Source organism: Lederbergia ruris, from assembly GCF_018332955.1.
Classification (GTDB): domain Bacteria; phylum Bacillota; class Bacilli; order Bacillales; family Bacillaceae_C; genus Lederbergia; species Lederbergia ruris.
This window is the reverse complement of record NZ_BORB01000012.1, coordinates 74,376-94,192: the sequence shown is the minus strand read 5'-3', so window position 1 is coordinate 94,192 and position 19,817 is coordinate 74,376. Positions and strand designations below refer to the sequence as shown.

Below are 19,817 nucleotides of genomic sequence, written 5' to 3'. Positions count from 1 at the left end.
ATTACTCTCACCCTCTCTGTCCTTGCAAAATGGCCTTTTGATCTTGAAACTGAATTTTATATACGCGTTCATATAGACCATTTCCATGAATGAGTTCTTCATGTGTGCCTCTTTCAACGATTCTTCCATTCTCTAATACAAGTATTTTATCTGCATGTTTTAAAGACGAAATTCTATGGGCAATGATAAATGTCGTTCTTCCACGCATGACTTCTCTCATCGCCCCTTGAATTTTAAATTCAGTTTCCATATCAACAGCACTTGTTGCATCATCAAGAATTAAAATACTCGGATCGAGACAAATAGCGCGCGCAATAGCGATTCGTTGTTTTTGCCCACCGGATAATCCTAGTCCTCTTTCACCTAATACCGTATCATACCCATCAGGCATTTGCGTGATGAACTCATGAGCATCAGCTCTTTTTGCTGCGTCAATGATATCCTCCATACTTGCATCTGGTCGCCCATAAGCGATATTGGCTTTAATCGTGGAGGAAAATAGAAAGCTTTCCTGCAATACAAAGCCGATATTCCCTCTTAAGGCTTTTAATGAATAATCTTTTACATTTCTTCCATCGACAAGCACTTCGCCAGATTCTGCTTCATAAAATCTAGTGATCAGCTGAGTAATACTGGTTTTTCCTGATCCTGTCGCTCCAACAAGTCCAATGATCTCGCCAGGTTCAGCTTCAAAACTTATATCTGTTAAGGATAAATTATCTTCACCTGCATAGCGCAACGAAACATGTTTGAATTCGACTCTTCCTTCAAGACGTTCAGGCGAATAAGCATGCTCTTTATCCGTAATATCCTCTTTTGCCTCGAGAATTTCTAATAAACGCTCACCAGATGCTTTGGATTGGGAAAACTGGTTAATGGTAAATCCTAGATTCATAATCGGCCATAAAATATAACCAACCAAACTATAAAAAGCAACCAATTCACCAGGTTTTAAAGAACCTTGGATCACAAAATATCCTCCAAGGGACAGCAATGCGATTACACAAAAGTTTCCTAAGAATTCCATTAAAGGAAAATATTTCGCCCAAATATTCGAGGTGAAGATATTACGATCCTTATAGTCTTCATTGGAGATATTGAATTTTTGATTTTGAAATTCTTCTCGTGATAAGGATTTCACCGTATTGATCCCAGAAATACTTTCCTGAACATTTGTATTCAGTCTGCCAAAGGAACGACGAATATTCCGAAAAGCTGGATGAACAGCCCTATCAAACTTATAAACAACGAAAAATAAAAATGGCAATGAAATCATCGTCGCAAATGTTAATGGGACCGAATAATAAAACATAACACCAAATGTAACGGTCAATAACAATATAAGTCTAATAATTTCTGCGAAACCAAAAGATAAAAAGAATCGAAAAGTTTCCACATCCGCTGTTAACCGCGACATTAAATCTCCGGTTTTGGCATTATCATAATAACGAAATGGCAAAAATTGCAGCTTGCCATATAACACTTTTCTCATTTTATATACAGAGTTAATCCCAAATAAATCCCCCATATATTGCTGAAAAAAGGTTGCAACCGCCTTTACAAGCATAATCCCAAAAAAGGCCAGTGTTAAAGGAACGATCCAATCGTATTGTTGGTTTAACACAACATTATCAATTGTCAATTGAAGTATGATTGGATAAATAACTGTTATGGCCGTAACAAGGAACAAAAAAACAGTTGAAATGATAAAGAATTTTTTATATGGCCAATAATACTGCTTTAATTTTTTAAACGTTTGCATAAAGCACCCTCCTCTATGGCTTTCGGCCATGATACTTAATATATCGGTTTCCGAAATGAATTTCCACTGTTTTTTTATAAATTATTCATATTCATTCGAATATCCGACTCTCCCTACATCTAAAGTCTGAATAGCACTTTTATTAGAAGAAATCTTCCACACTCCAAATGATGATGTATTTTTTCCTTGACTATTATAATGGTTTTTATTTCGTCTTGCGAGGGAATTGTTTAAAAAAATAAAAAAAGATACCCTTGAAATCATATGGGCATCTCAAAAACATATGAATAAATTTTTTACTCAACGAACGAAATTTCTTCTTCGTCTTGTGGTTAGCAAGAATGCTCAACTAGTTTCATTGTCTTCAGTATGTAGCAATACAATTGCGAGAGCATTCCTCTCGCCTATTCAAAGGTTGAAATTATGAATGTTTATTCGAGATAAATGATCGAACTACATCTACAAACGCTTTGACTTGCCGCAGTTCGAAAACCGATTCATACCCTAACAACCAAGTTCCACGCTTTATCGCCTGTTGTTTATCATCTAATAATGGAATTTTATATACATCCGTTTCTGAACCGGAGAGAGTAATGGCTGGTAATATGGCGTACCCGATGCCATTATACGTCATTTGCTTACATGTTTCTATCTGGTCTACCACGATCGTTCTTCTTGGAAAGGTCTGAAATTGCCGATGCCACCAATCTTGAATTTCCTGATAATACGTGGAATCACTTTTGAATTGGATAAACGGGCGTTCAGTTTCCAACACCTCTTCCACTTTTTGAATTTCGCGATCGACTAAATAGAGCTGATCCTCAAAAAGATGATGTTTTATTCCTTTCCAATCTGTCGTCCCCCTAATAATTCCAAGATGGACTTCCCCTTCATATAAACTTTTTAATATTTCACTACTCCAGCCTGTGATTAAAGAAACCTTCGCATATGGGTATATACGAAGAAACTCTTTTAACACTTTGGGCAACCAATTTTGCCCAACGATTGAAGCACAAGCAATTTTTAATGTCCCATGAACATGGGCATGAAGGGCCTGAAGCTCTTCAAATACTTGATCTTGCTTTTCTAATATACTTTTCGCGAAGTTCACTACGATTTCTCCAGAGGGAGTGAGGATCAATCCCTTTTGCGTTCGCAGAAATAAAGCTACACCCCAATATTTTTCAATATTTTGCAGGCGTTGTGATAAGGCCGGTTGTGATACAAATAATTTTTCTGCCGCCTTACGCATATTCGCTTCCTTCGCAAGCACGACAAGCAACTGATAGTCAGATAAAGACATTTGTATCTCCCTTTCACCATTTTAAGAAAAACGCAAGCGCCTGTTCAGCGGTGTTCAAATTTTGGAACCAGGGCTAAGGGCGCCACGTCCCCATGTCTTCGCCGTTCTGACCAACTTCCTGTTGGCCTAAAAATATTAGCTCCCTTCACGGGAGCCATATTTATACATGATCTAATTTAACTAAATGATTTTTTAATTCCTTTAATAGGACCCTTCTTGTAAAGATTCCTTCGAAAAAACCTTCGCGATCTTCAACACATAAAAAAGGATAGTCAATTAACAAATCAAGGGCTTTTTCAAACTCTTCATCCACTCGTATTTTTGGAATTTGAACTTGCATGACATCTTCCACTTTTTTATCACTTAATTTCTCAAATTCAATTCGTTCTAATCCGAGTATTGATTCCGTAATAAGAGGAGAACTAATCAATCCATGCAGTTTAAACTGTGCATCTAAAACAGGAATAGCGGAATAACCACTTTTTGTTAAGACTAACAAAGCATGTTCCAAGTTATTCCCGATTTGTACATGAGCAACTTTTTCGGATGGGATTATATAATCACTTATTTGTGGGTTCATGTTTTGATGACTTTGTAAGGAAATCATGTCAATCCCTCATCTCTTTATAATCTTAACTCTCCCCCATTTTAACATAAACCCGGTTAGAAAGCGCTTTATTTGATGTATTTTTAACGAATTTTTAAAAATGCTTGATTAGGATCGCTCTTTTTCTTCTTGAATCATTTCAAAGATCTCAATTGCAGCCATATCAATATCATCAAATTGGTATTTCTGTTTGTCATGATCTTTGCTATATTCCTCCACCTCATATGTATGAGAAGCAGGGAAGTATTTCACCTGGCATAAAACTTTTTGATTCACTTCAAATAATCGTTGAGGAATTTCCTCTTGCTCTCCATTATTCTGCATGGTTTCAAGCCTTTGTATAATGCTTACTAATTGTGACATTGTTAAACTCCTTTCTTGAAAGACAATGTAATTATAAAAGACTTAAGAACCCGAATGCAAACCTCACGACTAAAAAGTTATTGAGAAATAATAAATAAAGGAAGAATTCCTTATACGGAATGGCGCTTTTTTTCCTTATCTTTCTTTTTAGGTTGATAAATGCTATAATATTTACAAATAAAAATGGAAAGGTGTACACTAAATGGATGAACAAGCCAATAAAGCAATGGAACTGTCTGTTACCAATCTTTCGCAGGCTATTTTCACGGTCAACCGCCATGCCAAAACGGCAATAAATCCTAAATACTTATACATCTTGAAAAAGAATGCTCTAAATAAAATGATCGAAGAACAGAAAGCCACGAAAATCGGCCTCCACTTTTCGAGAAATCCTAAGTTTAGCCAACAACAATCAGATGTCTTAGTTCAATGTGGAGATTACTTATTCCATATACCACCGACTAAAGATGATTTTGGAAAACTTCCTCATCTCGGACATTTGAATCAGCATTCCCGCAACCCAAAAACCCGCATGTCCCTTAATACAGCCAAACGACTTCTTCAGAAATATACCGGTATAAGAGAAAATAAAGACCAAAGACCAAGTAATACACAAAAACCTGTATTCAAGAAACTAGGAGATAGCTTTTTCTAACGATATAAGCAATGGTCCCCTTTAATAATGAATAAAACAAAACGGATACTTCTTAAATCGGTATCCGTTTTGCTCTCTTACTATAGGATGTATTGATCAATTTTTGAAACGAGATGGTCTATGTCTGGTTTAGAGACTTGGTCTACAGCTCCTAACGCTTGTCCCCGATGAAATAGATCCTCTGTAATAAGAGAAGAAAAGATGATAACAGGTAATCCTGAGAGATGCGGATTTTCTTTCATTCTCCTTGTTAAATGGTGGCCATCCATTTGCGGCATTTCTATATCTGTGATCACTAATTGAACTTCTTTAAGTATGTCCTTTCCTTGTTCAACCATCGTTTCTAAATGATTTAGAGCGTCTCTTCCATTTTCAAAAAATTCAACATGCTCATAACCAGCAGCAACTAAAGTGTCTGCAAGAAGTTGTCTTAATAATGGTGAATCTTCAGCAACAATCAATCTTTTTTTCGATCGCTCTCTATTTTCCACTTTTTTTAATTTAGAAGGATGAATTCCCGCTTCAGGATTAATATCTACCATAATTTTCTCAAAATCTAACATCAGAATCATATCATCCTTCTCTTTAATTACGCCGATTACATTTGAAGAGTCTAAAGCATATAAATTGGAAGGCTTCTCGATTTTATCCCATGATATTCGTAAAATACGATCTACATTATGAACATGGAAAACAACTTGCTTGCTATTAAACTCTGTAACTATGAACTTATCCTGTGAAGAATCATGTTCAGCTTCTCTCTCCATTCCCAAAGCACGCTCTAGACTCACAACCGGTAGCACTTCTCCGCGTAATTGAATAATTCCTAACAAATGTGGATGTGAATGTGGTATGGGAGTTGCAGGGCTTGGAAGAATAATTTCTTTCACCTTTAATACATTGATACCAAATACATGTTGATTGATCTTGAATTGGATTATTTCTAACTCATTTGTACCACTCTCTAATAATATTTCTGACTGATTCTTCACGATTGTTTTCCTACCTTTCTTTGATCCCACCATCTTCCATGGGCAGATCCCAATATTTCATTAAGGCTTGTGTACCACTGTTTTCTTCCCCTTGCTCAGCAAGAGAATCATATAATCTTTTTGCAAGCTCTAAGCCAGGCAAACGAAGGGACATCTTCTCAGCCTCTTCAAGCGCAATTCCCATATCTTTAATAAAATGTTTAATAAAAAATCCAGGCGAGTAATCACGCTTTATGACCCTTGGAATTAAATTTGACATCGACCAGCTTCCTGCCGCACCATTACTAATTGATTTTAATACGGTTTCTGGATCTAGTCCTGCATGTTTAGCATAAACAAAAGCTTCTGTCACACCAACCATATTGGAAGCAATGGCAATTTGATTACACATTTTCGTATGTTGTCCCGATCCCTCTGGACCTTGATAGACAATATTTTCACCAAGAGTGGATAAGACAGGTTTACAATCTTGAAAAGTTTGTTGATCACCACCGACCATGATCGATAACGTGCCCCTTTTAGCCCCAATATCCCCACCAGACACTGGAGCATCTAACGCGCTAACTCCCCTCTTTTTCCCTTCTTTATAAATCTTTTTAGCTAAAGATGGTGTAGATGTCGTCATATCGATCACAATAGAGCCTGTTTTTATCCCAGCGAAAATCCCCTCATCACCAAAATATACATTTTCCACATCTTGCGGATAACCAACCATTGTAATTATTATTTCGGTATTTGCAGCCATTTCTTTAGGATTTTCTGCCCATATGGCTCCTTCGGCAATTAATTCCTTAGCCTTCTCTTTCGTTCTTGTAAACACACAAACTGAATATCCGTTGGCTATTAAGTTTCTAGCCATACTTTCCCCCATTACACCTAAACCAATAAATCCAATCGTTTCTTTTTCTTGATTCATATTTTTCAGCCTCCCCATTTGTTAAACAGATCTTAATTTTCCCCCATCCACAAAGAAGCTACTACCCGTCATATATGTATTGGCTTCTGAAGAGAGAAAGACCACTACCTTAGCAAATTCCTCTGGCGTTCCTGACCTTCCTAATGGAATACTATCTTCAGCAACTTTTTTAATTTCCTCTATAGAAACACCCTTTTTATTCGCGTTTACTTCATCTAATTGAGATATCCTGTCTGTTAATATCCTTCCCGGTGCAACCGTGTTAACTAAAATATTATAGGGAGCTAATTCATCAGCAAGTGTTTTCGCTAACCCCATTACTCCCATTCTGAATGTATTAGATAAAATAAGGCCTGGAATCGGTTCACGGATTGAGGATGAAGCAATATTAATGATGCGTCCTCCTTGTTCTTTTAAATAAGGTAACGCGGTTCGGATGATACGTATATAAGATAATAAATTTAGTTCAAATGCTGATTGCCAGTCCTCATCTTGCATATCCTCAAATCCACCAGCAGGAGGCCCTCCAGCATTATTAACTAATATATCGAGTCCACCAAATTCCTTAATGGTTTCATCCATCATATCTTGAATTTGACTCGGTTGTGTAATATCACAAGTTGTAACCTTTACTTTCCCTAATTGTAACTTTTCAAATTCCGATTGAACCTTCCTGAGACGATCGATATTCCTACTGGCTAACATCACATTGGCCTCTTCTTTTACAAATAATTCTGCAATGGCCTTTCCTAAGCCTTGACTAGAAGCGATCACCAATACTCTTTTCCCTTTTAAGCCCAACTCCATTCTGCTCACCCTTTTCTAGTTCTTAGTTATATTTCATCTGCAGATCCCTTTTTTAAATAAAAAAAACGCTGGATATTTGTCCAGCGTAAAAAAAAAGGGGGAAAAATGAGAATGAATGAATCTTATCATTCAATCATAGTTTATTGTATACCACTTAGTGCCAATATATACACATGACTTATGGTTACAATTAGGTTACATTTCTGTTTCTGTTTTTACAAGCCCTAAAATTTCCTCAGCTGTTTACGCGGACAGAGTCTTCGCTGCAGAATCTCCATATTTTTTATCTGGCTTCTGAACAAAGCACTTATTGAAAACTCATCAATTATTCCATATCCATAGCGGCTAATTCTACACGTCTACCATCATTGGTTTGCGTGTTTGAATTTTTTAATAAAACCCTTTCCGTTTTCTTTTTATCAGAGGATTGTTGAGCGTCTTCATATTGTTGAACAATTTCAGGTGTTGGATTAATATGTACATCACCATTAAAACCGTCTACGATAATGAAGTCCCCTTGCTTTATTGAAGTTGATGCTTCTTTTGTTCCCACAACAGCAGGTATCTCAATTGACCTCGCCATCATAGTCGAATATGAGGTACGACTACCAATGTTTGTTACGAAGCCTTTTACAAATTCCTTGTTTAATTGTGCAGTATCTGCAGGAGTTAAATCCTCTGCTACAATCACCACATCCTCAGCTACTAAACCAGGATTGGGGATCTTCACTCCTAATAAATGACTTAAAATCCGCTTTGAGACATCCGTAATATCTGCAGCTCTTTCTTTCATATATTGATTTTCAAGCTGCTCAAAAACACGAACAAAATGATTGGTTGTTTCTGTTAGAGCCCTTTCAGCACTCACTTTGTCATTAGAAATCTTTTCTGTAATCGCTGTCAATAATTCAGGATCACTTACAACTAAGAGATGCGCGTCAAAAATAGCCGCCTCATCCTCCCCTATTAATTTTATAGTCTGTTGACGTATGAATTCTAGGTCAGATTTAGCGGCATTTAATGCTGAGTGAAGACGATGAATCTCTTCCTCAGCATCCGAGATAGCAATTTTCTTAAAAGAAAGATCTGGCTGAACGAGTAGATATGCTTTTCCGATGGCAATCCCACTAGATGCTGCTATCCCTTTTAAAATAGTTGACATTATTTTGCAAGGCCTTCTTTTTCAAGCAATTCTTCAATACCAGCCATTGCTTCTTTTTCATCACTGCCATCTACACTAATTGTGATAACAGTATCTTTACCAATTCCAAGTGACATGACTCCCATGATTGATTTAAGGTTTACCTTCTTGTCCTTAAATCCTAGTTGAATGTCTGAGGAATATCTGCTTGCTGTTTGGACTAATACAGTTGCTGGTCTTGCGTGAATTCCCGTATCCGCCGTTACAGTAAATTGTTTTTCAATCATTTACATCGTCTCCTTTTTGACTAAGTTAAAAGTACCCTCAGTACAAAATTAGCTAATTTTGCTTGTTTCGTCAATCTTTGAGCAACAAAAATCAAAGAAATTTTCTCTTTTATTACCTTTTCCCTATTTTCTTTAAAATATTGAAAAAAACGGCCGCTTTTACAAAAGGCAAATCATCTAGGTTATGTCCTCATTTTTCTTCTTGCACTTTTTTGGAAAGTAGTGCAAAATATGAAGAAATAATTAAAAAAGGGATTTTAGAAACATCATCCAGACACCTTGAAAATCACCAAAGCGAATGAATGAACGAGGGAGAGATTGGATTGAAAATTGCTGAAATCGGGAACATTGTTGAATTTAAAGACGGCCTTCAAGGAGTTGTAGAAAAGGTAAACGAGAACTCTGTTATTGTTAATTTAACGTACATGGAAAATTACCGCGATTTTGATTTAGAAGAAAAAACAGTCGTCAACCATAAAAACTATAAAATTATTAAAAGTTCTCTCAGTGTATAAAATACTGTCTAACTAAAAAGATGGATAAATACAACAAGAACAGCTTGCGTACTCTCACGTACCAAAAAGTCTTAGAGTGTGGGTTGCATTGTTTGTTCGAGAAAATGCAAGCAGCCGCGCTTGCATTTTTTCTGCTATTCCAATTTCTCCTTTATAATGGTAGAGTTGAAGGGATTTATAACTGTGAGAAAGGATTTCGTCATGCCAAGATATTTGAAAGATTGGAAACTTATTGGTGGTCTTCTTTTAGCATATAGTCTTATTTTTATTACTTTTGATTATAAACATCAAGTCTTCTGGTATTTATATACAGCTACGATGTTATTTCTCATCAGTGTTACAATTATAAGTGAGAAAATCGATAAGCAGATTTCAACAAAGCAGGCTATTCTGTTTGGGTTACCTTCTGGGATCCTTCTATATTTCATATTTGTATTTGGTCATTATCTTTTATCGTTTCTTCCAATGAATACTTTGAAACAAGTTCGTGCTTTATATGATTATTTTTCTTTGGATTGGTTGTGGCAATATCTTGTACTTATTTTGATTATCATTCCTGGAGAAGAGTTTTTCTGGAGAGGCTTTGTGCTTAAAAGATTAATGAACTATGCAAAGCCTATATTGGCAGTTATCATGGCAGCTATACTGAACGCTTTAGCTTTTAGTTTTACTGGCTATTTCCTCCTAATTTTAGCCGCTTTCTTTAGTGGTTTAATATGGGGCATGCTTTATGTCTGGAAGCGAAGCTTACCTCTTCTAATCATTTCTCATCTCATCTTTGATTTGCTTTTATTTATTCTTTTCCCACTCGCATAAAAAATTTGTAACGCGGCTATGGTCTTAGCGCCATAGCCGTTATAGCATGCGCAATTCTTAGACCTTATTTATTTTTCACAGGTTTCATCCACAATAATAATAAAAAAATTAAACTAATATAACCGAATAAAGGATATAAAAACCCAAGGAGCTGTCCATATTCAATCCTACCGATTATATAAACGACTGCAATTACAGCGATGTGAATCCAAATGCTTCTAACTGGGATAAATTGGCTAATTTGTCTTTCAATACCATACATATTTCCAATTAAAGAAGTAAAGATCTCTCCATAAATAATAAAAAGATAAACAAAATAAATCCCACTCAAAACATTTTTTACAATTGTCGCCATTGGAATATCATAGACTAAAAGATCTGGAAGAGTAGATAATGTTATATGACTAGAAATCAAGATGATTGTTAACAGCACTCCTCCTATGAATCCACCTAGCTTAACAATTGTTTTATCGTTAATTTCAGTTGCTACAGGAACCAGTACAGCTTGGGCTAGTGCCAAATTAAAAGCTGCATATGAAAATGCTGATCCAACTGCTTTCCAACTGTGATCAATACTTGCAAACTGCAATAAATTCGACCATAGCAAAGGATAGGAAAGTGAGCTATACATTAATAGTAAGTTAAATATGATGAGTGTAGGAACAACAAATGTGTTTACAGCAAATAACCCTTTCACTCCCGCCCATAAAACGATCAGGCATAGGAAGATGGTCATCACAGACCCGACTGTCCGACTCCACCCTAATTGCTCTACAAATAAAGCCTCTGCTCCTGAGAGCATAACTCCACATACACCTACTAACATCGTGGTCATGAAAACATTCATAACTCTTCCGAATGTTTGTCCAAATAAATCATTGTTTAACTCCATAAAGGAAGTCGCCTGAATATCAATCGCTTTTATCATCACCTTCATTCCAAAAAAGATGAATAAATATCCTGCCACCAATATGGACATCAGACCAAATAATCCATATTGAGTAAAAAACTCTACAATCTCTTTACCTGTTGCAAAGCCTGCGCCAATAACTGTTCCAACATATACGGCTGCTATCTGAAAAGCCCCTGTCCACTTATTCAATTTACTGCCTCACTTCATCGTTTTCTTTTTTTACTTCGAAGTTTATGAACCATTTTTATATCTATATGAGTCTTTTAGAAAAAAATCATAAAAAGTATCTTTTTACTTGAAAGTCAAAAAAGGTCAGTGTATAATGAAGCCATAAGGTCGAAGTTGGTCAAAGTTTTCTTGTTGACTCTCACCTTTTTTATAACTAATTGGTCAAAGTTAGTTAAAATCAAATTATGTAAAATATGGAGGATTGATGATGTATGCTATGTGTTAAATGTCAAGAAAACCAGGCAAAGATTCATCTTCACCTAAATGTAAATGGACAAAAACAAACATTAGCTTTATGTCACGATTGTTATATAGAGGAAAAAGAAAAATTAGGAGCTTCTATGGGGAATCCCATGCTAGGTTCGGGCTTTAATGGTTTCGGTGGTTGGGAAGATTTATTTGGAGGCTTTTCTCAAAATGGTCAAGGCCACCCACAACAAATCGTGAAAACTCCAACAAAACAAGGTGGTTTTCTAGATCAATATGGCCGTAATTTAAACCAAGCAGCAAAAGCAGGTTTAATTGATCCAGTCATTGGGCGAGATGAAGAAATCAAAAGAACGATTGAAATACTTAATCGTCGGAATAAAAATAATCCAGTATTAATCGGTGAACCAGGTGTTGGTAAAACCGCCATTGCTGAAGGATTAGCTTTAAAAATCATCCAACAAGATGTACCTGCCAAATTAAAGAATAAAGAAATTTACCTACTTGATGTAGCTTCATTGGTCGCCAATACCGGGATCCGTGGTCAATTTGAAGAACGTATGAAACAATTAATAACAGAATTACAAGAACGTAAAAACGTTCTAGTCTTTATAGATGAAATTCATTTATTAGTTGGGGCCGGATCAGCTGAAGGATCCATGGATGCCGGGAATATTCTAAAACCAGTTCTTGCCCGAGGTGAATTGCAAGTAATTGGAGCAACAACCTTGAAAGAGTATCGACAAATCGAAAAAGATGCCGCACTCGAAAGACGTTTTCAACCAGTGCAAATACTAGAGCCTTCTCTAGAAAAGTCTTTTGAAATTTTGCTGGGTTTAAAAGAACGATATGAAAAATATCATCAAGTTCAATATAGCGATGAAGCTTTGAGGGCGTGCGTTGATCTATCTGCTAGATATATACAAGATCGATACCTACCTGACAAGGCGATTGATTTAATGGATGAAGCCGGTTCTAAACTTAATTTAACCATTAAGGAAGAATCTCATGAGGCCATTCATAAACGACTTGCCGAAATTGAAAAAGAAAAACAAAACACATTAAAGCAAGAAAACTATGAACTTGCCGCAAAATTAAGAGACGAGGAAGCGGAACTTGAACGAAAACTAAGTACCCTTTCTTCTAAATCACAGCTAACTGTTCATCCAGAAGATATTCAAAGCATTATTGAAAGTAAAACAGGCATTCCGGTAGGTAAATTACAAAGTGATGAACAACAAAAAATGAAAGAACTTGAAAAGAATTTAGCAGCAAAAGTGATCGGACAAGCCGAAGCCGTTAAAAAAGTGGCCAAAGCCATCCGTCGTAGTCGTGCTGGTCTAAAAGATGAGTATCGTCCAATTGGTTCGTTTCTTTTTGTCGGACCTACAGGGGTCGGAAAAACAGAATTAGCGAAAACTTTAACAGAAGAACTATTCGGTACAAAAGATGCCTTCATTCGCCTAGATATGAGCGAATATATGGAAAAACATAGTGTGTCAAAATTAATTGGTTCACCTCCGGGCTATGTTGGTCATGACGAAGCAGGTCAATTAACTGAAAGGGTGCGCCGAAATCCTTATAGCATTATTCTGTTAGATGAAATTGAAAAAGCTCATCCTGATGTTCAGCATATGTTTTTGCAAATTCTTGAAGACGGTCGGCTCACGGATAGTCAAGGTAGAACCGTCAGCTTTAAAGATACTGTCATTATTATGACTAGTAACGCTGGAGTTAATGAAAAAACCATTCATGTTGGTTTTAATCAAAGTGAGGCAATGAAGGAGACAAACATCCTTCAATCTCTCGGTTCATTTTTCAAACCAGAGTTTTTGAACAGATTTGATAGCATTATCGAATTTAATTCATTAGAAAAAAGCGATTTGCTACAAATTATTCAATTACTATTAGATGAACTCCAACGTAAATTACTTGCACAAGATATGCATTTGGAAATAACCGAAGAAGTGAAAGAAAAATTGCTTGAGGTTGGATACCATCCTAACTTTGGAGCACGACCACTTCGTAGAGCGATCCAAGAACAGCTTGAAGATCAAATTGCAGACTATATTCTAGATCACAATGATGAAAAATATTTAAAAGCAATTGTGAAGGATCATGAAATCACGATTATTTCACAGTCTGCCTAATGGATAAAGTTGTTAAAAGCAAGAGTAGTTTTCTAAGAAAAAAGAGATGACCGTTTTTCTTGTCCAAAAACGGTCATCTCTTTTTTTATGGGCTCTAATTATTCGTAGTAAAGCAATGAGCGACTTATAGTAATGTTTCTGCCCCATCGATATAAATTTCCGAGCCAGTAATATGACTTGAAGCATCCGATGCCAGAAAATGGATGAGATCAGCCACTTGTTCCGGTTGCCCGGGTGCACCTTCAAGTGGATGGCTTCCTTCCGGATATTGAACAGGGATTTTAACCTTTTGCAATTTATCTTGCTGTGGGTGGGTATTTGCGCCAATATTCGTTTCGATTGCGCCTGGGCAAATGATATTCACCCGAATCTTGTAAGAAGCTAGTTCTAGAGCAGCCATTTTACCAAAGGCCATTTGTCCTGCCTTTGAGCTACTGTATGCAGACATCCCTGTCCCAGAAAATTTTCGATTGCCATTGATCGAACTTGTAATGATGATACTTCCTCCCTTTTCTTTTAGGTGAGGGATAGAATATTTAACCGTTAAAAAAGTGCTTTTTAGATTAGTTGTTAACGTATGGTCCCATTCTTCTGGGTCAAAATCTTCGATTGGTGTAACAACACCATTAATTCCTGCATTCGCGAAAACAATATCAAGTCTACCAAATTCTGCTATCACTTGATTAATCCCAGATTCTACTCTCTTTGGGTCTGATAAATCAACATCTACAATCATCGCTTTAGACCCTAGAGCCTCGATCTCCCGCTTTATCTTCTCTGCCTTTTCCTCTTTTAAATCTAATAACGCGACAGATGCTCCCGCTTTCGCTAACTGCATGGCGCTGGCAGCCCCAATTCCTGAAGATGCACCGGTAACAACCGCAACTTTACCAGCTAAGGATATTTTTTTACTCTCCATTTAAAGCCCCTCCTCAGCAGTAAGTTTACCCAGACTGCAAAATTTTACTCTATACGCAAAACATACTAAAGCTCCGCGATCCATTTTAGTGGATGCGGAGCTTTACATTTCCTCAAAAACTAATTGTCTGTATGCACTTGAAGTATAGACATCTTTATTTCAAAGAGGAGCAATCCTTTATCACGCATTTCTGACAAGAACCTCAATAAATGCAGATTCATTTTATTTTCGATTCATTGATCGTTCTATGATCGCTTCTATATCTCTTATATGTAAAACTGTCTATTTTGCTGTTTGAAATTTTTGTTGTTTAACAAATTGGTTATTCACGCTTTTTCTTGGAATTCTACTTTGATTGGAGTTTCTTGTCACTTGATACGCTTGATAGTATTGATTCATCATTGAGTCTAATTCTTGACTGCAAATTATTGTTTTTTCTGCGTTCAAACCATATAACTCACCAAATAAATACATTTCTTTCCGCTTTTCTTGAATTTGCGCTAACAACATTTTTTGATCTTTTGCGCTATAATACATACCCCGTTCTCCTCCAATTAATTTCCTCAAAACTCAACTATGCCATTATCTCAACATTATTATTAAAAGTAAATAGATTCGCAAAAGTAGACATTTTTTTTAACCTTTATCATCATTTGTTCACAATTTCCTTTAAAAATGCTAAACTTTCTCTGTTAACCAAGCAAAAACATCCTATTTTTTGATTTGGAACAAAAAAAGAATCGGTTTTTGTCGTTTTTTAGTTGTTCGATAAAAGATAAATATTTGTTATCTAAACTTTACTGAACCGTAATGTTATTCCTTTATAATGAAGGGTAGAATGATGACAACATGAAAAAAGCGGTGAATGATATGGCAAATAGAGATTCTTATTTTGATAATGCAAGATTTATTTTGATTTTTTTAGTCGTCTTTGGCCATTTGATTCAATCTTATATCGATGCAAATACATTCGTTGCTACACTTTATAAATTCATCTACTCCTTTCACATGCCGGCCTTTATCCTGATCTCGGGTTATTTTGCAAAAGGAATTTATCAAAAAGGCTATATAAAGAAAATAACAAAAAAACTCATTATACCTTATTTGATTTTCCAAGCGATTTACTCTATTTTTTATTATTTTCAATTTGGAAAATCTTCATTAGAGTTAGATCTACTAAACCCACATTGGTCACTTTGGTTCCTACTAAGCTTATTCTGCTGGCATTTGATGCTATTAGCTTTCAATAAGATGAAACCAGCATATTCAATCGGAATTGCGCTTACTATAGGCTTGGCTGTCGGCTATATTGATTGGATTTCAAGTTTTTTAAGCTTATCAAGAACTTTTGTGTTTTTCCCATTCTTTCTTGTAGGCTATTATTTAAAGAAGGAACATTTTCAAAAGCTCACTTCTACTCAGGCAAGATTAATGACTGCTATTCCAATTATGGCGGTTATCATTTTACTCGTTATTTTCCCTGACATGAATGAAAAGTGGCTGCTCGGTTCCAAACCTTATAGTCAGCTGCAAAACATCACCATTCTCGGTATTTTTACGAGAACAGGGATTTATGCCTTGAATTTTATTATGGCGAGTTGCTTTTTCGCATTTGTGCCTCGTAAAAGATTGTTTTTTACAAAATGGGGCCGCAATACACTCTATGTTTACTTGTTACACGGATTCATCGTTCGCACATTTAGAGGAAGCAATGTTGAAAATTATTTGGAGCCGATGCAAAGCTTACTCATATTGGTAATCGTTTCCTTTATATTAACGCTTATTCTCTCAAGTAAGTTAGTAACGGCCATTGTTCAACCTTTTATTGAATTAAAATGGTCAAGATGGAAACAACTACTCCAAAATCTAAAAGAACCTAAAAACAATGCATATAAAAACACAACAACTGACTAAATCAGTTGTTGTGTTTTTATTATGCTATTTTTTTAAAAGAAAATTATAAAATTTTCCTTGGGATTGCTTTTAGCTTGAGTTTTGATGTTGTCTGGCTCCAGCACCCAGCGACTAGCAAACTTTCGGTGCCTTCCTACGATAAGTCAACATCGATTCACCCCTGGTGTCTAGCTACAGGCGGCAGGGGCTCGAGGTCAAATAACCCTGAACCTATGAAGGGAAAACCGCCCTTCCTAGGTTCAGGAACATTTGCTTGTCGCCCCTAAGCAGCCGCCTTCCGCTTTTCGTGGTTCAGCGTGTTTCCTTTATCTCAGGCCAACAGGATGTTGGTCAGAACGGCGTTGCGCCAGGACGGCGCGTCTTTAGCCGTTCAACCTTATTACCTTAAGTTTGTACGTCGCTAAACGGGCGCTTGCGCTTTTCTTATTATAATAATTCTTTTCGTAAGGTTGCTGGCGATTTGGCGGATAGAAGTCCAATCGGAACATCTAATACCGTTTTAGCACCGCTATCTCCAGCTTTGTTCATTTTGTATGCTGCACGTGCATAGGCGACCAATACGCTGGCTGTGTATTCAGGGTTACTATCTAGTTTCAAAGAGAACTCCATGATTTGTGTATGAGCGTCTCCTGTTTTTCCACTTCTAATCACAAAACCACCATGAGGCATCTTTGAATGATTAGCGTGAAATTCTTCTTCTGTAATAAAATGAACTTTTGTATGATAGTCAGCAAAATAATGAGGCATGGTTTTAATAGCTTTCTCAATCTCCGCTGTATTGGCATCATCTTCTGGCACTACGTAACATTCGCGCAAATGCTTTTCACTTGTAGCTAATTCTGGATGTTCGCCATTTCTAACACGGTTCACTGCTTCCTCAATCGGGATTGTGTATTGAACCGCAAATTTTACTCCATCTACACGGCGGACAGCGTCGGAATGACCCTGGCTTAAACCTTTTCCCCAGAATGTATATGTATCCCCAACTGGTAAAATGGCTTCCCCTAACAATCTGTTCATAGAAAACATGCCAGGATCCCAACCAACGGAAATAATACTCACTTTTTCTGACTTTTTCGCTACTTCATCCATCTTTGCAAAGTATTCAGGGATTTTTGCGTGTGTATCAAAACTGTCAATCGTATTAAATAAAGCAGATAGCTGAGGACCTTGTTCAGGCAGATCGGTTGCAGAACCACCACATAAGATCATCACATCAATTTTGTCTTGATATTGCTCTACATTTGTCACAGATTCTACTTTCACATTCGTTCCAAGGGTTTTAACACTTGAAGGATCTCGTCTTGAAAAAACAGCAACAAGTTCTAAATCATCATTTACTTGAATGGATGATTCGACACCTTTTCCCAAATTACCATAACCTACAATTCCAATTTTAATTTTATTTTCCATAAAACCATAACCTCCTTAATTTACGTTCTCAAAAAACTAGCCAATAATCACCCGTTCTTTTGGATAATGAAAATCTGGTTCTTTTTCGTTATTGGCCATAGTTAGCAAAAACGATAGAATGCCAATCCTCCCAATAAACATGAGCAAAATTAGCAATGATTTACCTAAAACTGATAAATCAGCTGTGATTCCCATAGAAGCACCACAAGTACCAAACGCAGAAGCTACCTCAAAAATAATCGCAGTTAAACTTGCATCTTCTGACAGAGATAAAATAAAAACAGATAATCCTGCCAAAATAACAGCTAACATTAATACAACTAAAGATTTTATCACATCTTCATGGTGAATTTCTCGATTAAAGACTTTTATATCGGATCTTCCCCGTGCAAAATGAAACAAAAACAATATGTTTACAGCAAATGTCGTTGTCCGAATACCTCCTCCAACTGAACTAGGCGAAGCACCAATAAACATGAGACTGGACAAAAATAGGGCTGTCGAAGGTGTTAGTTGGTTGACATCCAATGTTAAAAGACCTGCACTCCTCATGGAAGTTGATTGGAATAAAGAATAAAAGAAAGCTTCATGCCAAGACTTCCCGACAAAAAAATGACTAAATTCGATTAACAGGATCACGATTGTGCCAATACCCAATAACAAGAAATAGGTAGTTGTTGTAATTTTAGTAAATAAAGTAAAACGGAAGCGAATGTTCTCCTCCTTATGCATAAGGAAATTCTTCACTTCGATCCATACAGGGAACCCAATCGCACCTAATATAATTAAAATCATCGTCACAAATTGAACAAAATAATCATTGGCAAAAGGAAGCAAAGAATTCCCTGTAATATCAAAACCAGCATTTGTTGTCGCACTTATCGAAGCAAATAAACCATGCAAGTATGCATCTTGCCAGGAGGGATATACTCTTAGAAAATATGTCCCCAGTATAAGCGCACCAAGAAGTTCGATCATCAAGATGATGTACACAATTTGTTTTAATAAAGCAACTAGTCCAGATAAATTTAATTGGTTCTGGTCTGTTCTAATTAATTGCCTTTGTTTTAACCCTACTTTTTTTCCAATTAACAACCAGAAAAAGGTACTGATGGACATAATACCAATCCCACCAATTTGTAGAACGATCATTAAAAGAAAAATTCCCGGGGTTGTAAAAGTATCAACAATACTAACTGTTGTTAAACCGGTAACACTGACTGCACTTGCAGCTGTAAAGATGGCATCCATAAAGGACCAATCCGCTCCAGGCTTACGGGCAAATGGCAAACTTAACGCAATAGCTGATAAAGCTACTGTTATAAAATAATACGTAACCAACATTCGAAACGGAGTAACTTTCGTTATTTTTTGTTTTTTTAATTGTTTCATTCCATAGGATCCTCCAAATAAGCAAAGCATTCCTCTATCATAGAGGAAAAAATTATTCGTGAAAAGATGTTATTTTCTAATGCGTGATCAAAAAGATCGGACTTTTTGAACATCCCCTTCAAGTATCTTCCTAATCATACATATATAACAAATTCAATTGCAAATTTCCATGAATCCTTTTAATACTTCTAACCATACTAAAGATAAATCAGCGTAAAGGAGGAGTCATAGTGGCTAATCAAAGTAATAAGTTATTAGTTCCTGGAATTGAACAATACATGGATCAAATTAAATATGAAATTGCTCAAGAATTCGGTGTTTCCCTTGGCTCGGATACTGTTTCAAGAGCAAATGGCTCAGTTGGTGGAGAAATCACCAAGAGATTAGTAAAACAAGCTCAAGCACAATTAAATGGCAAACAGTAAAAAGATAAATGTTAAATCTTTAAAATGAAGCAAGTGAAGAAACTCAGTCGTTTTTCTTCACTTGCTTTTTATTCTTTCATTAGCTACGCTTG

Annotated in this window: 20 protein-coding genes; 6 read left to right on the top strand and 14 right to left on the bottom strand. The window is 36.3% G+C overall.

The window, feature by feature from the left end; all coding sequences use genetic code 11:
- Window positions 1–7: 7 nt before the first annotated feature.
- The 4 genes from KI363_RS08935 to KI363_RS08920 all read right to left on the bottom strand — a co-directional run bounded on the left by KI363_RS08935 (window position 8) and on the right by KI363_RS08920 (window position 4,035).
- Window positions 8–1,762 carry an ABC transporter ATP-binding protein gene (locus KI363_RS08935; protein ID WP_158320512.1) on the bottom strand — a complete coding sequence of 585 codons (1,755 nt, stop codon included), beginning with the start codon at window positions 1,760–1,762 and terminating at the stop codon, window positions 8–10.
- Between the two features lie 421 nt (window positions 1,763–2,183).
- Window positions 2,184–3,065, bottom strand: a complete 882-nt coding sequence (gene ccpC / locus KI363_RS08930; protein WP_212966138.1) for a transcriptional regulator CcpC — start codon at window positions 3,063–3,065, stop codon at window positions 2,184–2,186.
- Between the two features lie 160 nt (window positions 3,066–3,225).
- Window positions 3,226–3,672 (bottom strand): cyclic-di-AMP-binding protein CbpB, encoded by a 447-nt coding sequence (cbpB, locus tag KI363_RS08925; protein ID WP_158320514.1) that lies wholly within the window; start codon window positions 3,670–3,672, stop codon window positions 3,226–3,228.
- A 108-nt stretch (window positions 3,673–3,780) separates the two neighbouring features.
- Window positions 3,781–4,035, bottom strand: coding sequence for a YkuJ family protein (locus tag KI363_RS08920; protein WP_158320515.1), 255 nt, complete (start codon window positions 4,033–4,035; stop codon window positions 3,781–3,783).
- A 202-nt stretch (window positions 4,036–4,237) separates the two neighbouring features.
- Here KI363_RS08920 and KI363_RS08915 point away from each other — a divergent pair, with 202 nt between their 5' ends.
- Window positions 4,238–4,690, top strand: coding sequence for a YkyB family protein (locus KI363_RS08915; protein ID WP_158320516.1), 453 nt, complete (start codon window positions 4,238–4,240; stop codon window positions 4,688–4,690).
- An 80-nt stretch (window positions 4,691–4,770) separates the two neighbouring features.
- Here the strand turns inward: KI363_RS08915 and KI363_RS08910 are convergent, their stop codons facing one another.
- From KI363_RS08910 to KI363_RS08890, 5 genes are all read right to left on the bottom strand, one after another.
- Window positions 4,771–5,682: a chemotaxis protein gene (locus KI363_RS08910; RefSeq protein WP_212966137.1), complete on the bottom strand. Its 912-nt coding sequence runs from the start codon at window positions 5,680–5,682 to the stop codon at window positions 4,771–4,773.
- A 10-nt stretch (window positions 5,683–5,692) separates the two neighbouring features.
- Window positions 5,693–6,598 (bottom strand): NAD(P)-dependent oxidoreductase, encoded by a 906-nt coding sequence (locus KI363_RS08905; protein ID WP_158320518.1) that lies wholly within the window; start codon window positions 6,596–6,598, stop codon window positions 5,693–5,695.
- A gap of 21 nt (window positions 6,599–6,619) precedes the next feature.
- Complete coding sequence (locus KI363_RS08900; RefSeq protein WP_158320519.1) at window positions 6,620–7,405, bottom strand: SDR family oxidoreductase; 786 nt, start codon at window positions 7,403–7,405, stop codon at window positions 6,620–6,622.
- A gap of 325 nt (window positions 7,406–7,730) precedes the next feature.
- Entirely contained in the window at window positions 7,731–8,567 is an 837-nt protein-coding gene (locus KI363_RS08895) for a phosphoenolpyruvate-utilizing N-terminal domain-containing protein (RefSeq protein ID WP_212966136.1), read from the bottom strand.
- Window positions 8,567–8,833 carry a phosphocarrier protein HPr gene (locus tag KI363_RS08890; protein WP_057982357.1) on the bottom strand — a complete coding sequence of 89 codons (267 nt, stop codon included), beginning with the start codon at window positions 8,831–8,833 and terminating at the stop codon, window positions 8,567–8,569. The genes KI363_RS08895 and KI363_RS08890 overlap by 1 nt, the downstream gene beginning before the upstream one ends.
- Before the next feature lie 323 nt (window positions 8,834–9,156).
- On the opposite strand from KI363_RS08890, the gene KI363_RS08885 reads away from it, so the two are divergent.
- Together KI363_RS08885 and KI363_RS08880 are read left to right on the top strand one after the other, a co-directional pair.
- Window positions 9,157–9,348, top strand: a complete 192-nt coding sequence (locus KI363_RS08885; RefSeq protein ID WP_158320521.1) for a YkvS family protein — start codon at window positions 9,157–9,159, stop codon at window positions 9,346–9,348.
- 183 nt (window positions 9,349–9,531) lie between these two features.
- Window positions 9,532–10,164 (top strand): CPBP family intramembrane glutamic endopeptidase, encoded by a 633-nt coding sequence (locus KI363_RS08880; protein WP_246516816.1) that lies wholly within the window; start codon window positions 9,532–9,534, stop codon window positions 10,162–10,164.
- A gap of 64 nt (window positions 10,165–10,228) precedes the next feature.
- Here the strand turns inward: KI363_RS08880 and KI363_RS08875 are convergent, their stop codons facing one another.
- The gene (locus KI363_RS08875) at window positions 10,229–11,266 is read right to left on the bottom strand and encodes a YkvI family membrane protein (RefSeq protein ID WP_158320522.1); all 1,038 of its coding nucleotides are present in this window, start codon (window positions 11,264–11,266) and stop codon (window positions 10,229–10,231) included.
- A gap of 251 nt (window positions 11,267–11,517) precedes the next feature.
- Between KI363_RS08875 and KI363_RS08870 the strand changes: the two genes are divergently transcribed.
- Window positions 11,518–13,662, top strand: a complete 2,145-nt coding sequence (locus KI363_RS08870; protein ID WP_158320523.1) for an ATP-dependent Clp protease ATP-binding subunit — start codon at window positions 11,518–11,520, stop codon at window positions 13,660–13,662.
- A gap of 124 nt (window positions 13,663–13,786) precedes the next feature.
- On the opposite strand, the gene KI363_RS08865 is transcribed toward KI363_RS08870, so the two are convergent.
- Together KI363_RS08865 and KI363_RS08860 are read right to left on the bottom strand one after the other, a co-directional pair.
- Window positions 13,787–14,581: an SDR family oxidoreductase gene (locus KI363_RS08865; RefSeq protein ID WP_212966135.1), complete on the bottom strand. Its 795-nt coding sequence runs from the start codon at window positions 14,579–14,581 to the stop codon at window positions 13,787–13,789.
- Between the two features lie 282 nt (window positions 14,582–14,863).
- The gene (locus KI363_RS08860; protein ID WP_158320525.1) at window positions 14,864–15,118 is read right to left on the bottom strand and encodes an aspartyl-phosphate phosphatase Spo0E family protein; all 255 of its coding nucleotides are present in this window, start codon (window positions 15,116–15,118) and stop codon (window positions 14,864–14,866) included.
- A gap of 312 nt (window positions 15,119–15,430) precedes the next feature.
- On the opposite strand from KI363_RS08860, the gene KI363_RS08855 reads away from it, so the two are divergent.
- Entirely contained in the window at window positions 15,431–16,495 is a 1,065-nt protein-coding gene (locus KI363_RS08855) for an acyltransferase family protein (RefSeq protein ID WP_246516815.1), read from the top strand.
- Window positions 16,496–16,921: 426 nt separating this feature from the next.
- On the opposite strand, the gene KI363_RS08850 is transcribed toward KI363_RS08855, so the two are convergent.
- Together KI363_RS08850 and KI363_RS08845 are read right to left on the bottom strand one after the other, a co-directional pair.
- A complete protein-coding gene (locus KI363_RS08850; protein WP_212966134.1) occupies window positions 16,922–17,908 on the bottom strand; it encodes a diaminopimelate dehydrogenase in 987 nt (328 codons plus the stop codon).
- Window positions 17,909–17,944: 36 nt separating this feature from the next.
- Entirely contained in the window at window positions 17,945–19,300 is a 1,356-nt protein-coding gene (locus KI363_RS08845) for a TrkH family potassium uptake protein (protein WP_212966133.1), read from the bottom strand.
- 230 nt (window positions 19,301–19,530) lie between these two features.
- Here KI363_RS08845 and KI363_RS08840 point away from each other — a divergent pair, with 230 nt between their 5' ends.
- Window positions 19,531–19,725: an alpha/beta-type small acid-soluble spore protein gene (locus KI363_RS08840; RefSeq protein ID WP_057982340.1), complete on the top strand. Its 195-nt coding sequence runs from the start codon at window positions 19,531–19,533 to the stop codon at window positions 19,723–19,725.
- Window positions 19,726–19,817 lie beyond the last annotated feature (92 nt).